Raw genomic sequence first — 13,490 nt, forward strand, 5'->3', positions numbered from 1 at the left:
CTCCGCGCTGACCACGGGTGACCGGCGCCGCTCACCGGCACCGGTCGCCGGGCAGCGCGACGGGGGTCCGGAAGCGGCGTGGGCCGCCGTCCGAGACCGCGCCGGAGACGACGGTCCGTCGGTCGCAGAGCCGGGCCCGGACCGCCCGCACGCGCGCCGGATCGAAGCGCAGACGCACGCTCACCACCCCGACCCGGTCGGGCAGGTCGCGGAGGCCGAGCCGGCGCCCGTCGAACCGGATCGCCGGGAGGCGCGACGACCCGCTCTGGCCGCCGGGGCCGAACGCGCCGGTGCGGACGGTCCGGCGGCCGTCCGCGTCGACCAGGCGCACGCCGACCCTGCCGCCTCGGGGCCGTCCGAGCGCGGCCGGCAGCAGCGTGCTCGCCCCGCGCAGCGGCTTCGAGCCGTCGATCCGCAGGTCGAGCGTGGGCCCGGTGCCGAGGAACGCGCGGACCCGGATCCGGCAGGGCCGGGTCGGGACGACGAGCACCGCCCGCAGGCGCCCGCTGCGGATCGCGATCCGCGGGTCGCGGGCGAGCAGCCGCAGCGGGACCGGGGCGACCCAGCGCCGGGTGCCCGAACGGCGGAGCGGGACCAGCGCCTCCCCGACCCGGACCTCCGGGCGCCGGCCGTCCGGCGGGCGGAGGTAGACCGCGAGCGGGCGGACCAGCGTCACCGGCAGGTCGGCGGGGGTGCGGACCCCGAGGGCCGCGCCGTCGCCGGTCGCCGTCGTCCCGACCGGCCCGCGGGAGCGCCGTTCCCGGCAGTCCGGGATCGGAGGGATCGGCGGCCCGGGCGGCGGCGCCGGAGCCGGCCGGTCGGCGAAGACGCCGGTCAGCCGCAGCCGCATGCTCGTGCGCCCGGCGGCGGGGCCGGGGCCCAGCGCGATCGTCGCCTGGTAGGTGACCGCGGTCCCGTCGGGGACGGCGATCGGGTCGGGAAGCGGGGCGTCCCCCGGGAGGCCGTCGAGCGGCCCGGAGCAGATGCTCCGCTCGGGGACGAAGCCGCCGCAGCCGTTGCCCGGGCCGTCGGGCGCGACCCCACGGACGACCTCGATCGCGACCGCCGAGGTCAGCGATCCGGTCGCCCGGCCGTCGAAGCCGATCGCGGTCAGCGCACCGCCGCGTGGCCGCAGACGGGTGCAGCGGGTGACGGTCGACCCCGGGGTCAGGTGGACGTCGTCGAACAGCAGTCCGCGCTCGTCGCGGGTCAGGCTCGGCGCGGGCTGATCGGCGGCCCAGGTGACCCCGACGGCGGCGACGATCGCGAGCACCACCAGGGCGGCGGCCGAGAGGACGACGCGTCGGTCGCTCATGGGTTGGTGACGACCACGCTGGCCTGGGTGTCGACGCGGTTGACGGCGGAGGAGACGTTGAGCGCGACGGTCGTGGTGTGGACGACCTGGACGCGCAGGCGGTGGCCGACGTCGGCGCCGGTCACGGTGCGGGTGGCGTTGCCCGCCCCGGGGATCGTCGTGCAGCCGGCGGTGCCGACGGTCGGGTTGGCGGTGTTGCCGACGGCGCCGCAGCGCAGCCACTGGTAGGCGTTGCTGCTGCCGGAGATCACCGAGATCACGGTCCCGAGCAGGTCCTGGGCCTGCCAGGTGCCGGGGGTCGCGGTTGCGGTCGAGCCGACGGTGAAGCTGCCGGAGATCGTCGGCATCGCCGTGGCCACCGCGGTGAACGGGATCAGCCCGGCCAGCGCGCCGGGGCTCTGCAGCTCGGTCGGGATCGAGACCGCCGTCGCGGTCTTGGTCCCGTTGGTGACCGTCTCCTGCAGCACGTAGCGGTTGGCGGCCGCGCCGCCGGCCGGCACGCTGTAGGTGCTGGCGGTGGCGCCGCTGATCGCGGCGCAGCCGGTCAGGGTCAGCGAGCAGGAGAACCACTGGTAGGCGGAGGTCGCCGTCGACGAGAGCCCGGTCCAGGTCGCGGGGACCGCGGTGAGCACGGCGGTGTCGACCGCCGTGCCGTCGATGTGCGGGACCAGTCGGACCGTCGGCACGAGGTAGTCGGCCGACGCGGTCCCGGTCAGTTGGGTGCTGTCGGTCCAGGCGGCGATCGCGACCCCGGTGCCGACCGCGAGCGGCAGCGTCAGGCCGACGAGCACGGTCAGGCCACGACGACGGGCCGGGGCGGGCCGCAGGGGACGGGGGGCGGTCATCGGGTCGGCTCCGGGGCCTGGAGGCCGTCGTGCGCGGGATCGCGCCGGGGGCGTTCCGGCGCCCAGATCCACCACAGGACCACCAGCGCCCCGAGCAGGCTGATGCCGCCGACGAAGTACGGCCGTCCGTGGCCGGCGACCAGCAGCCCGAGCGCGCCGCCGAGCGGCGGCAGCGTGGCCTCGTGGCGCCCGACCGTGCCGGAGGCGGGGATCAGCCAGGTCTCGGCGCCGCGGTTGGCGTCACCACGGGTCGTGACCCGCAGGCGCCCGCCGGGAGCGGGTTGGACCGACCGCACCCGGTGGGTGATCGTGCCGGTCAGCCCGGGCCGGTGGTAGGTGACGATCTGCCCGGGGCGCAGCGCTGAGGCGGGCTCGGGCGAGACGATCACGACCTGGCCGGGCACGATCGCGGGGCGCATCGAGCCGGTCAGGACGGTCAACGCCTGCCAGCCGCACAGCTTGAGCGCGAGCAGCGCCACGGCGAGCAGCGCGGCGACGAGCAGCGCGGCCGCCCGCAGCACGCGGAGCAGCACGCGCAGCGCTCCCCGCGGCGGGGGCACCACCGCGGGAGCGAGCACCGTTGCCGGGGGAATCGACACGGCCGGGACCGAGACGCTGGGGGCGGGCTGTCGTCGGGTCGCCGCTCAGGTGCCGACCGAGCCGGTCCAGAGCAGCTTGAAGCTCGCCGTTCCGCCCTGGCTGGCCGCCACGGCGGTCGGCAGGGCGACCGTCAGCTTGTAGATCACCTTGTTGCCCGGGCTGAGGCTGAACGTGTCCGTCAGGCTGGCGATGCCCGTGACCGAGAACGGGCCGACGGTCGCATCCGGGGTCGGGACCGACGTGCAGGTGCTCGTGCGCGTCATCGCGATCGTGCCGCCGGCGGGGCCGTCGACGGTCGTGTAGTCCTCGTTGGCCGCGGCGACGCGGGCGAGCGTCACCCGCAGGTCCCCGGCGAGCGACGTGTTCGCGGCGCTGGCGACGGTGGTCGAGGACGAGGCGAGGGCGACCGATTGGGCCTGCGTGTTGCCGGCGGCCGGGGCCGCGACCACGAAGCAGACGCTCGGTGCGTCGCCTGGGAGCAGGCCCGTGACGCTGAACGAGCGGACGTCGGAGCCCTTGTCGTTGAGCTGGATCGTGCCGGCCGAGGCGGTCCCGTCGAGCTCGGTGGTGTCGGTGAAGGCCGAGTACGTGCCGTAGCCACCGGCGACGCCGATCACGGTCAGGACGCCGACGGTGGCGATGATCCGGCGGCGACGGGACGATCGCTGCTGGGGGGTGGGTTCCATGGGAATCCTCCTGGGACGGAGCCGCCACGACCGGACGCGGACGGACCCGTTGGGTGGGACGACGTCCGACGCGCCGTCGGACCGTGGGGGCACCTTACGCTCGCCCCAAGGGCCGTGGACAGCGTACGCGCATCTGGTATATGGCCGCCCGTTCGCGTCGCCGCAAGCGACGATCGGGACTGCGGCTGACCGCCGGACTCATATATTCGTCCAGTCCGCTTCCGGTGTCCCGCGGGGCACCGGAAGCGGACCGTCCCGCGCGGCTCTAGGCCCGCGCGACCCCGACCCGCAGCGGCAGCTGCTCGATCTCGGCGTGGTGCGGATCGGCGCTGGCCGCCCGCGGGTCCCCGTACTCGACCGCGACGGTCAGGGTCTCGCCGGTCACGTAGTCGACGTGCGCGCGGACCGCGTTCAGCAGCTCGTCGGCGCCATCCAGCGTCAGCGAGATCCGGTCGGTGATCTCCAGCCCGGCCGCCTTGCGGGCACCCTGGATCGCGTGGACGACCTCGCGGGCCAGGCCCTCGCGGCGGAGGTCGTCGTCGATCGCCAGCTCGAGCGCGACCGCGTGGCTGCCGTCGCGTTCGAGCTGGTAGCCGGCCAGCGGCTCCATCCGCAGGATCAGGTCGTCCTCGGTCAGCTCGTGCTCGACGCCCTCGACGTTGATCCCGACGCTGCCGCCGGCGCGGACCGCGGCGGCGGCGCGGACCGGGTCGAGGCCGGCGACGGCCGCCGCGACCTGCGGCATCGCCTTGCCGAAGCGACGCCCGAGCGGGCGGTAGTTGGGCTTGATCTCGTACGAGCCGAGCTCGTCGGCGTCGTCGACGAACCGCAGCTCGTGGACGTTGAGCTCGTCGCGGACGATCGACGCCAGCCGCTCGATCGCCTCGCGCTCGCGGTCGGCGGCGACCACCACCGCCTCGTGCAGCGGCTGGCGGATCTTGAGCTTCGACTGGCCACGCGCCCCGAGCCCGAGCTGGACGGTCTCGCGGGCGATGCTCATCGCCTGCTCCAGCTCCTCGTCGCGGGGGCCGGCCTCCGGCCAGTCGGTCAGGTGGACCGAGCCCTTGCTGCCGTCGAGGTTGTCGTAGATCTCGTCGGCGACGAACGGGGTGAACGGGGCCAGCAGCTGGGCGACGACGACCAGGCACTCGCGGAGGGTCGCCAGCGCGGCCGGGTCGCCCTCCCAGAACCGCCGCCGCGAGCGGCGCACGTACCAGTTGGAGAGATCGTCGACGAAGGCGGCGATCGCGCGCCCCGCGAAGGTCGCGTCGAAGTCCTCGAGGCGGTCGGTGACCTCCTCGACCGTCGCGGCCAGGCGCGAGCGGATCCAGCGGTCCATCAACGCCCCGGGGTCCTCCTGGCCGTCGGTCTGGCTGACGGCCGCGGCGTCGCGGCTGGTGCCGCTGGCCGACGCGTTCTCGTACATGACGAGGAAGCCGTAGGTGTTCCAGAGCGTGCGCAGGAACAGCCGCACGCCCTCGCCGATCGCCTCGGTCGAGAAGCGGTAGCCGTCCCACGGCTGCTTGCTGGTGAAGAAGTACCAGCGGAAGGCGTCGGCGCCGAAGCGGTCGAGGACCGACGCCGGGTCGACGATGTTGCCCTTCGACTTCGACATCTTCTGGCCCTCGGCGTCGAGGATCAGGCCGAGGCAGACCACGTCGCGGTAGGGCGGGAGGGCGTCCGGGGCCTCGCCGGGCACGCCGGCGCTGATCGCGGTCGCGCGGACCGTCCCGTCCGGGGTCGGCCCGTCCTGCTGCTGGAGCAGGACCGAGATCGCCATCAGCGAGTAGAACCAGCCGCGGGTCTGGTCCTGGGCCTCGCAGATGTAGTCGGCCGGCCAGCTGCGCTCGTTGGCCGGCAGGTCGCGGGTCTCGGTCAGCGTCTTGTGGTGCTGGGCGAACGGCATCGAGCCCGAGTCGAACCAGACGTCGATCACCTCGGGAACCCGACGCATCGTGCCGCCGTCGCAGTCCGGGCGGTCGCAGGCGAAGGTCAGGTCGTCGACGTAGGGCCGGTGCGGATCCTGCAGCTCCTCGTCCTCGCCGGTGAGCTGCTGCAGCTCGGCGAACGAGCCGACGCAGTGGAGGTGGTCGCAGCCCTCCGCGTCGCAGCGCCAGACGGGCAGCGGGGTGCCCCAGTAGCGCTCGCGGGAGAGCGCCCAGTCGACGTTGCCCTCCAGCCACTTGCCGAAGCGCCCGTGCTTGATGTGGTCCGGGTGCCAGCTGACCTGCTCGTTGGCCGCGACCAGCTGGTCGCGGATCTTCGAGGTCGCGATGTACCACGACGGCTTCGCGTAGTAGAGCAGCGCGGTCCCGCAGCGCCAGCAGTGCGGGTAGGAGTGCTCGTACTCGCGGGCGAGCCAGAGCGCACCGGATGCGCGCAGGTCCTCGACCAGCTCGGGGTCGGTCTCCTTGACCTGGCGGCCGGCGTAGCCGCGGATCCGCTCGTCGTAGGCGCCGTCGAGCCCGACCGGGTTGACGACGGTCAGCCCGGCGGCGATCCCGAGCGCGTAGTCGTCGGCGCCGAAGGCCAGCGCGGTGTGGACGACGCCGGTGCCGTCCTCGGCGGTCACGAAGTCGGCCTCGAGCACGGTGTTGCCGCGCGGGCCCCACTCCTCGGGCGCGATGAAGTCGAACGGCGGCGTGTAGCGCGCCCCGGCGAGCTGGGCCCCGGTCAGCGTCTCGAGGATCTCGACCGTGGTCCCGTTGGGGACCGGCTTGCCCTCGCCGCCGGTCTTGGTCGTCGGGACGACCCGCTCGAGCAGCGCCTTGGCGACGACGACGATCTCGCCGTCGACCGGGGTCGAGGTCCTCTGGCCGTCGACGGGGCGGCCGCTGACCCGGGCCCGCACGTACTCCAGCTCGGGGTGGACGGCGAGCGCGGCGTTGGCGGGCAGCGTCCACGGCGTCGTCGTCCAGGCGAGCAGCGCGTCGCCGGGCTGGAGCGGCGATCCGGCGGGGTCGACGACCGGGAAGCGCACGAACGCCGACTGGTCGAGGATGTCCTTGTAGCCCTGGGCGACCTCGTGGCTCGAGAGCGCGGTGCCGCAGCGGGGGCAGTAGGGGACGACCCGGTGGCCCTCGTACAGCAGGTCCTTGTCGGCGATCGCCCGGATCGCGCCCCAGACCTGCTCGATGTACTCCCGGTCGAGCGTGCGGTAGGCGTCGTCGAGGTCGACCCAGTAGCCGATCCGCTCGGTCAGCCGGTTCCAGTCGTCCAGGTACTCGAAGACCGAGTCGCGGCAGCGCTGGTTGAACTCGGCGATCCCGTAGGCCTCGATCTCCGCCTTCGAGCTGAGGCCGAGCTGCTTCTCGACGCCGATCTCGACCGGCAGCCCGTGGCAGTCCCAGCCGCCCTTGCGCTCGACGAGCCGCCCGCGCATCGTCTGGAACCGCGGGAAGATGTCCTTGAACGCGCGCGACAGCACGTGGTGGCTGCCGGGCTTGCCGTTGGCGGTCGGCGGACCCTCGTAGAAGACCCAGGGCTCGGCGCCCGCATCGCGCCGTTGCCGGAGCGATTGGTGGAAGACGTCGCGCTCCCGCCACCGCTCCAGGATCTGCGTCTCCAGCGTGGGGAACGACTGGTTCGGATCGACGGGGCGGCGTGACATGGACATCCGATTGTAGGAACACGGCGTCGTCGCCCGTCCGGCGGTGGTCGCGCGGCGGTCCGTCGGTGGCCGGGGGCGGTGGCGGGCGCGTCGCGCGTGCGCCGTCGACGGTCACCGTCGAGCCGCCGTACGCAAATGCTTGCGCTCGGCCCCCGTCTCGCGAGAGGGTGGGGGCTCCCGGCAATCCCGCTGGGCCTTTCCCAACGGAGGCTTCCGTGTCGCCATCGACCGATCTCAACGCGCTCACCACACCACGCAGACTGTTGCTGGGCGGGGGGATCCTGCTCCTGCTCAACAGCTTCCTGCCGTGGTACCACGCGTCGATCTTCGGGGTCAGCGTCAACTTCACGGGCTGGCACCAGCTCGGGACGCTGGCCTGGATCGTCCTGATCGGCGTGCTGATCTGGGAGGGCCTGCGGATCGCCGGCGTCGCCCCGGTGACGGGCCGCCAGGCCGACCTCGCCAGCGCGGTCGGGGCGCTCGCGGTCGTGGTGATCGGCGCGATCTTCGTGATCCAGCGGCTGGCCGACGGCGGGCTCGGAATCGGCTTCTGGCTCGGGATCGTCCTGCTGGCGGTGGTCGGCTACGGCGCCTTCCAGCTGTTCCAGGCCAGCGGGGGCCAGGCGGCGCTGCGCGACGTCCAGCAGCAGGCGGCGGAACGCCGGGCGGCCCAGACCGCTCCGAGCCCCGCCACGCCGCCGGCCGCTGCGGCCCCGCCGCAGGATCCGCCCACGGCGTCGACGCCGGAGGCCACGTCGGACCTCGAGGACCCGCCGGCGCCGCTCGAGGACCCGCCGCCCGCGAGCTGAGGGTCGGCGCGGTCCGCGGGACGCCGCTCAGCGGCCGCGCCGCACGCGGAACGGCGGCTCGTCGTCGCCGTCGAGCAGCTGCAGCAGCCGCGAGCGGGCGACCAGCGGCGCGGGGTCGAGGCGCTCGACCCCGGTCGTCCGGGCCTCGACCAGGGGGCCGTGGAAGTCGAGCACCGGCAGCTCACCGCCGACGGCACGCTGGGCGGCGAAGACCAGCCGGCCGAGCCGATCGAGCGGGACGCTGCGGCCGCTCAGGACCAGCGCCGCGGGGCCGATCCGGCCGACGGCGCGGCCCAGCTCGGCGGCCTGGAGGTCAGCGCCGACGGTGATCGGCAGCACGCCGGCCCGGCGGAGGGCGAGGTCGAGCGCCTGGACCCGCAGCGCGTCGAGCGTCGTCGGGCCGGTCCCGTCGAGCAGGACGACGACGTGCGGCCGGTGGGCGGGCGGGGCGGTGCGGGTCGCGGCCGCCAGCCAGTGCGAGGCCCAGCGCCAGGCGAACGCGTACTCGACCGATCCTGGTTGGTCGCGGTCGAGCCCGTCGACGGCGGGCAGCAGCAGCTCGTCGACCGAGCGCTCCAGCGAGCGCAGGTGCAGCGACTCCTCGACGGTCCGGTCGGCCTCGGCCTCGTCGAACCGCCGCAGCGCCCGCCGCAGGCGGTCGACCGGCGACGTCTCGGCCCGGGTGCCTCCGCGCGACCGCCCGGAGGGTGCGTCGTAGCCGCCGCTCGCGCCGCTGGCGTTCTCGCGGCGGGCGATCGCGACCGCGGTCGCCGCGTCCGGGCTGCGGTCGATCGCGTCGCGCAGGGCCTCGATCTCACCGAGGTCGTACTGGCGGTGACCGCCGCCCGTCCGCTGGGGGGTCGGGAACCCGTAGCGCCGCTCCCACGCACGAAGCGTGCTGGCGGAGACGCCGAGCAGCTCCGAGGCAGCCGTGGTGCGGATCGCGGTCATGAGCGAGCGATCGTCGGTGACGCGGACCGAGACCGCAAGCGCGGCAACGTCCCGTGCGTGGCGGGGTCCGACGTCGCTCGCGCGAACGGGCCGCTCGTGCGCGGCCGGGGCGCGGCTCAGCCGGCGGTGGCGGCGGGCGTCGCCACGGTCACCCAGACGGTGACCGTCCCGGCGATCCGCTCGCTCAGCCGGTGCTCGCCGTCGGCCGACTCGAGCACGACCTCGTCGTCGCCGCGGGCGGTGACCGTCGCCCCGAGGCCGAGCCGCAGGCCGGCGGCGTGGAGGTCGCCGAGCACGTCCGGCTGCTCGTTCTCGAACCGCAGGACGGTGATCCGGTCGCCGATCGCGACCTCGGAGAGCCGGGCGCCGCAGCGGACGCGGTTGCCCGCGTCGAGCGGATGCCCGTGGGGGCAGGTCGTGGCCGGGGCGATCGCCTGCCGCATCCGCTCGAGCACGACCGGCCCGGCGGTGCGATCGATCCGCGCGGCCTCGTCGTGGACCTGGTGCCACGGGATCTGGAGGACGTCGGTCAGGAACCGCTCGACGATCCGGTGCCGGCTGGCGACCTCACGGGCGATCGAGAGGCCCTCGTCGGTGAACGAGATCCGCTTGCGCGCGTCGCGTTCGATCAGTCCGTCGCGCTCGAGCCGCTTGACCATCTCGTGGACGGTCGGGGCGGACAGCGTCAGCGAACGGGAGACGTTGGCGGCGGTCAGGGGCAGCCCGGCCTCGTGCAGATGCAGGAGAGCCTCCAGGTACTGCTGTTCGGTGACGGTGACTTCTGCCATGCGTTGATAGAAGAGTCTACAAACAGTACGGCGGTCGGACAGCGACCATCGACCCGTTCGGGAGCGAACCGCGGCGGCCCCGCACGCGACGGGCCGGCCGGCGCGAGCGCCCGGCCTCTCGACCGGCGGCACGGCAGGATCACGAATCCGCGAACCAACCCGAACCAACCATCTAGGCTGGCCCGATGGGCCGTCTCGACGATCTGGACATGCGCCTCAAGCTCTCGCGTGCTGAGGAGGCCGAACGGCTGACCGCGGCGCAGACCCGGCTGGCCCAGCTGCGACTGGCGCTGGGCGGCCTGACCGGGGCCGAGGGCGCGGCCGGCAAGCACCCGCTCGGGCCACCGCTGCTGATCGTGCTCGAGGGCTGGGACGCGGCCGGCAAGGGCGGCTCGATCAAGCGGCTGGTCGCCCCGCTCGATCCGCGTCACTACCGGGTGGTCCAGTTCGCGGCGCCGACCCCGGACGAGCTCCGCCACCACTGGCTGCACCGGTTCTGGCTGCCGCTGCCGGGCCGCGGAGGGATGGCCGTCTACGACCGCACCTGGTACGGCCGGGTGCTCGTCGAACGAGTCGAGAAGATCACGCCGAAGCGCGCCTGGCGCCGGGGCTACCGCGAGATCCGCGAGTTCGAGCGGCAGCTCGTCGACGATGGCACCCTGCTGATCAAGTTCTGGCTCCACATCAGCGCCAAGGAGCAGCTCGAGCGGTTCGAGCGGCGGCGGGACGATCCGCTGAAGGACTGGAAGCTGACCGACGAGGACTGGCGCAACCGCAAGAAGCGCCCGGCCTACCTCGACGCGATCGAGGAGATGGTCGCCAAGACCGACACCAAGCACGCGCCCTGGGAGCTGATCCCGGCCGAGAGCAAGCGCTGGACCCGAGTCGCGGTGCTCGAGACGGCCGTCCGCCGGATCGAGGAGCGCTGCGAGGCGGTCGGCTTCGCGCTCCCGGCCCCGCTCCACGTCGCCGACGACGAGTGACGGGCGACGCCCCGCCCGTCGGCCGGGAACGCGACGGCACGAGGTCCGTCCCCGGCGCGCAGCTCCCCTGACGCGGGAGTGGCGCGCGTCAGCTGCTACCAAGCTCCGGGGCGCGCCCAGCGGCGGCCGTGGAACCGCCACCAGGTCCCGGCCAGGCGCACGATCATGACCACGTTGATCCCGGCCCAGACCCCGGCGATCCCCCAGCCGAGCTCGTGGAACGCGACCATCACGGGGATCCCGACGATCGCCGCGGCGACCATCGCCCCGGCGAGGAACCGGGCGTCGCCGGCCCCGATCAGGATCCCGTCGAAGGCGAAGACGGCTGCCCCGATCGGGACCATCAGGCAGAGCAGCGGCCACATCGCGCGGGCGCGCTCGCGGACGTCGGCGGCGTCGGTGAAGACCCCGATGATCAGGTCCCGCGCGACGAGCAGGAGCAGCGCCGCGAGCAGCCCGAAGGCGACCGTCCAGAGGACCATCCGCCGCGAGGCCGCGAGCGCCTCGTCGGTCCGGCCGCCCCCGAGCGCACGGCCGATCAGCACCTGGCCCGCGATCGCGATCGCGTCGAGCACCAGCGCGAGGAAGAGGAACAGCTGCCAGCCGATCTGGTGGGCAGCCAACGAGGGCTCGCCGCTGCGGGCGGCGACGGCCGAGGCGACGCCGAACGACGCCAGCAGGGCGCCGGTCCGGACCAGCAGGAATCCGCCGGTCGCCCCGAGTCGGCGCAGCAGCGCGAGCGACGGGCGGCGGTCGACGGCGGCCGCGGTCGGGTCGTCCGGGTCGGGGACGCTGCCGCGCCAGAGCAGCCGGACGAACAGCAGCCCCATCGTCGCCTGGCCGACGAGGGTCGCGATCGCGCTGCCGTCGAGCCCGAGGTCGAATCCGTAGATCAGGATCGGGTTGAGGACGAGGTTGACCACGTTCCCCAGCAGCACGATCAGCAGTGGGGTGCGGAGGTCGCCGGTTCCGCGCAGCCAGCCCTGCGCGGCCAGGCTGAGCAGCGCCAGGGCGAGGCCGGGGGCGGCGATCCGCAGGTAGCGGGCGGCGTCGTCGGCGGTCTCGCCGCGCCCGCCGAGCAGCTCGATCCAGAGCGGTCCGAGCGCGACCACGACCAGCGCGCCGAGCAGCCCGACGACCAGGCCCAGCCAGAGCGACTGGGCGGCCAGCCGGCGCAGCTCGTCGCGGTGCCCGGCCCCGGAGAGACGGGCCACGGCGGCGGTCGTCGCGTAGGTGGCGACGACCCCGAGCCCGGCGACCGTGCCGAGGATCGAGGCGGCCAGCGCGAGCGCCGCCAGCGGCGCGGTCCCGAGGTGGCCGACCATCGCCGTGTCGACCAACAGGTAGGTCGGCTCGGCGGCCAGCGTGCCGAGGGCGGGCAACGCCAGCCGCAGGATCTCGCGGTCGTGAGGGGAGCGCCCGGGCAGCACGGAGCGGCGAGCGTAGCGGGGCGGCACAGCCCGTCGATCGGTCGAATCGCGGGACGCGGCGCGGAGGTGCCGGAGTAGTGTCCGCCTCCCGTCGCATCACCGCGTCACCCGAGAACCCGAGGGGTACCCATGGCTGAGACCTTGTACGGCAGCGAGACCCAGAAGGCCGTCGACAACTTCCCGATCTCCGGCGAGCGCGTGCCGATCCAGGTCGTGCGCTGGCAGGCCCGGATCAAGGGCGCAGCCGCCCAGGTCAACGCCGAGCTGGGCAAGCTCGACGCGGGGATCGCCGACAAGATCGCCGTCGCCGCCAAGGCGATCGTCGCCGGCGAGCACGATGACCAGTTCCCGATCGACGTCTTCCAGACCGGCTCGGGCACCTCGACGAACATGAACGTCAACGAGGTCATCTCGGCGCTGACCGGCGAGGCGGCGCACAAGAACGACCACGTCAACATGGGGCAGTCGTCGAACGACACCTTCCCCTCGGCCGTCCACCTGGCCGCGCTCGACGAGGCGACCAACCGCCTGCTGCCCGCCCTCGAGCAGCTGGAGGCGTCGCTCCAGGCCAAGGCCGACGAGTTCCGCGACGTGGTCAAGGCCGGCCGCACGCACTTGATGGACGCCGTGCCGGTCACGCTCGGCCAGGAGTTCTCCGGCTACGCGGCGCAGGTCCGGCTCGGCGCCAAGCGCGTCCGCCAGGCGCTCCCGCAGGTCGGTCAGATCCCGCTCGGCGGCACCGCCACCGGCACCGGCCTCAACACCCCGGCCGAGTTCGCTCCGGCCGTCCGCGCGAAGCTGATCGCCGACTCCGGCCTCGAGCTGATCGCCGCTCCGGAGGATCCCTTCGAGGCCCAGGGCAACCGCGACGCGCTGGTCGAGCTGTCCGGCGCGCTGAAGGTCGTCGCGGTCTCGCTGACCAAGATCGCCCAGGACATCGCCCTGATGGGCTCCGGCCCCCGCGTCGGCATCGGCGAGCTGTTCCTGCCCGAGCTGCAGAAGGGCTCGTCGATCATGCCGGGCAAGGTCAACCCGGTCCTGCCCGAGGTCGTGATCCAGGTCTCGGCCCAGGTGATCGGCAACGACACCGCGATCACGATCGGCGGCATGCAGGGCCAGTTCGAGCTGAACGTCCGCGTCCCGCTGATCGCCCGCAACCTGCTCCAGTCGATCCAGCTGCTCTCGACCGCCTCGGTCGCGTTCGCGGAGAAGTGCATCGACGGCGTCCGGGCCAACACCCGCGGGACCGACGCGTCGGCCGCCGGCACGCTGGCCACGGCGACCGCCCTCAACGAGGCGATCGGCTACGACCTCGCGACCACGATCGTCAAGAAGGCGACCGACTCCGGCGAGCCGCTGCGCGACGTGGCGCTGGCCGAAGGCGTCGACGCCGAGCTGTACGACAAGACGATCGACCTGCGCAAGATCGCGCGCGGCAACCAGTCCTAGGGCGGCGCCTGGCGTCCGTGGACG

At 74.0% G+C, this 13,490-nt stretch carries 11 protein-coding genes; 3 read left to right on the top strand and 8 right to left on the bottom strand.

The genetic code is table 11. From position 1 onward, the window contains the following. Positions 1-31: 31 nt before the first annotated feature. The 5 genes from ACVUH9_RS20890 to ileS form a co-directional block, all read right to left on the bottom strand. The gene (locus ACVUH9_RS20890) at positions 32-1,315 is read right to left on the bottom strand and encodes a hypothetical protein (protein ID WP_475760516.1); all 1,284 of its coding nucleotides are present in this window, start codon (positions 1,313-1,315) and stop codon (positions 32-34) included. Further along, positions 1,312-2,160: a hypothetical protein gene (locus ACVUH9_RS20895; protein ID WP_475760518.1), complete on the bottom strand. Its 849-nt coding sequence runs from the start codon at positions 2,158-2,160 to the stop codon at positions 1,312-1,314. Before ACVUH9_RS20895 ends, ACVUH9_RS20890 begins: the two co-directional genes overlap by 4 nt. Continuing rightward, a complete protein-coding gene (locus ACVUH9_RS20900) occupies positions 2,157-2,759 on the bottom strand; it encodes a signal peptidase I (RefSeq protein WP_475760520.1) in 603 nt (200 codons plus the stop codon). Before ACVUH9_RS20900 ends, ACVUH9_RS20895 begins: the two co-directional genes overlap by 4 nt. Positions 2,760-2,804: 45 nt before the next feature. Then, positions 2,805-3,446: a hypothetical protein gene (locus ACVUH9_RS20905; protein WP_475760522.1), complete on the bottom strand. Its 642-nt coding sequence runs from the start codon at positions 3,444-3,446 to the stop codon at positions 2,805-2,807. 265 nt (positions 3,447-3,711) lie between these two features. Beyond that, on the bottom strand, positions 3,712-7,056 hold the full coding sequence (gene ileS / locus ACVUH9_RS20910; protein WP_475760524.1) for an isoleucine--tRNA ligase: 3,345 nt from the start codon (positions 7,054-7,056) through the stop codon (positions 3,712-3,714). Between the two features lie 215 nt (positions 7,057-7,271). Here ileS and ACVUH9_RS20915 point away from each other — a divergent pair, with 215 nt between their 5' ends. After that, positions 7,272-7,865, top strand: a complete 594-nt coding sequence (locus ACVUH9_RS20915; RefSeq protein WP_475760526.1) for a hypothetical protein — start codon at positions 7,272-7,274, stop codon at positions 7,863-7,865. Between the two features lie 27 nt (positions 7,866-7,892). Here the strand turns inward: ACVUH9_RS20915 and ACVUH9_RS20920 are convergent, their stop codons facing one another. Together ACVUH9_RS20920 and ACVUH9_RS20925 are read right to left on the bottom strand one after the other, a co-directional pair. Further along, positions 7,893-8,816 (bottom strand): MerR family DNA-binding transcriptional regulator, encoded by a 924-nt coding sequence (locus tag ACVUH9_RS20920; RefSeq protein WP_475760528.1) that lies wholly within the window; start codon positions 8,814-8,816, stop codon positions 7,893-7,895. A gap of 116 nt (positions 8,817-8,932) precedes the next feature. Beyond that, a complete protein-coding gene (locus tag ACVUH9_RS20925) occupies positions 8,933-9,604 on the bottom strand; it encodes a metal-dependent transcriptional regulator (RefSeq protein ID WP_475760530.1) in 672 nt (223 codons plus the stop codon). Positions 9,605-9,789: 185 nt separating this feature from the next. On the opposite strand from ACVUH9_RS20925, the gene ACVUH9_RS20930 reads away from it, so the two are divergent. After that, positions 9,790-10,587, top strand: coding sequence for a polyphosphate kinase 2 family protein (locus ACVUH9_RS20930; RefSeq protein ID WP_475760532.1), 798 nt, complete (start codon positions 9,790-9,792; stop codon positions 10,585-10,587). A 95-nt stretch (positions 10,588-10,682) separates the two neighbouring features. On the opposite strand, the gene ACVUH9_RS20935 is transcribed toward ACVUH9_RS20930, so the two are convergent. After that, positions 10,683-12,017 (bottom strand): MATE family efflux transporter, encoded by a 1,335-nt coding sequence (locus tag ACVUH9_RS20935; protein WP_475760535.1) that lies wholly within the window; start codon positions 12,015-12,017, stop codon positions 10,683-10,685. A gap of 129 nt (positions 12,018-12,146) precedes the next feature. On the opposite strand from ACVUH9_RS20935, the gene ACVUH9_RS20940 reads away from it, so the two are divergent. Then, the gene (locus tag ACVUH9_RS20940; RefSeq protein WP_475760538.1) at positions 12,147-13,466 is read left to right on the top strand and encodes a class II fumarate hydratase; all 1,320 of its coding nucleotides are present in this window, start codon (positions 12,147-12,149) and stop codon (positions 13,464-13,466) included. Positions 13,467-13,490 lie beyond the last annotated feature (24 nt).

The organism is Patulibacter ginsengiterrae (genome assembly GCF_056269115.1).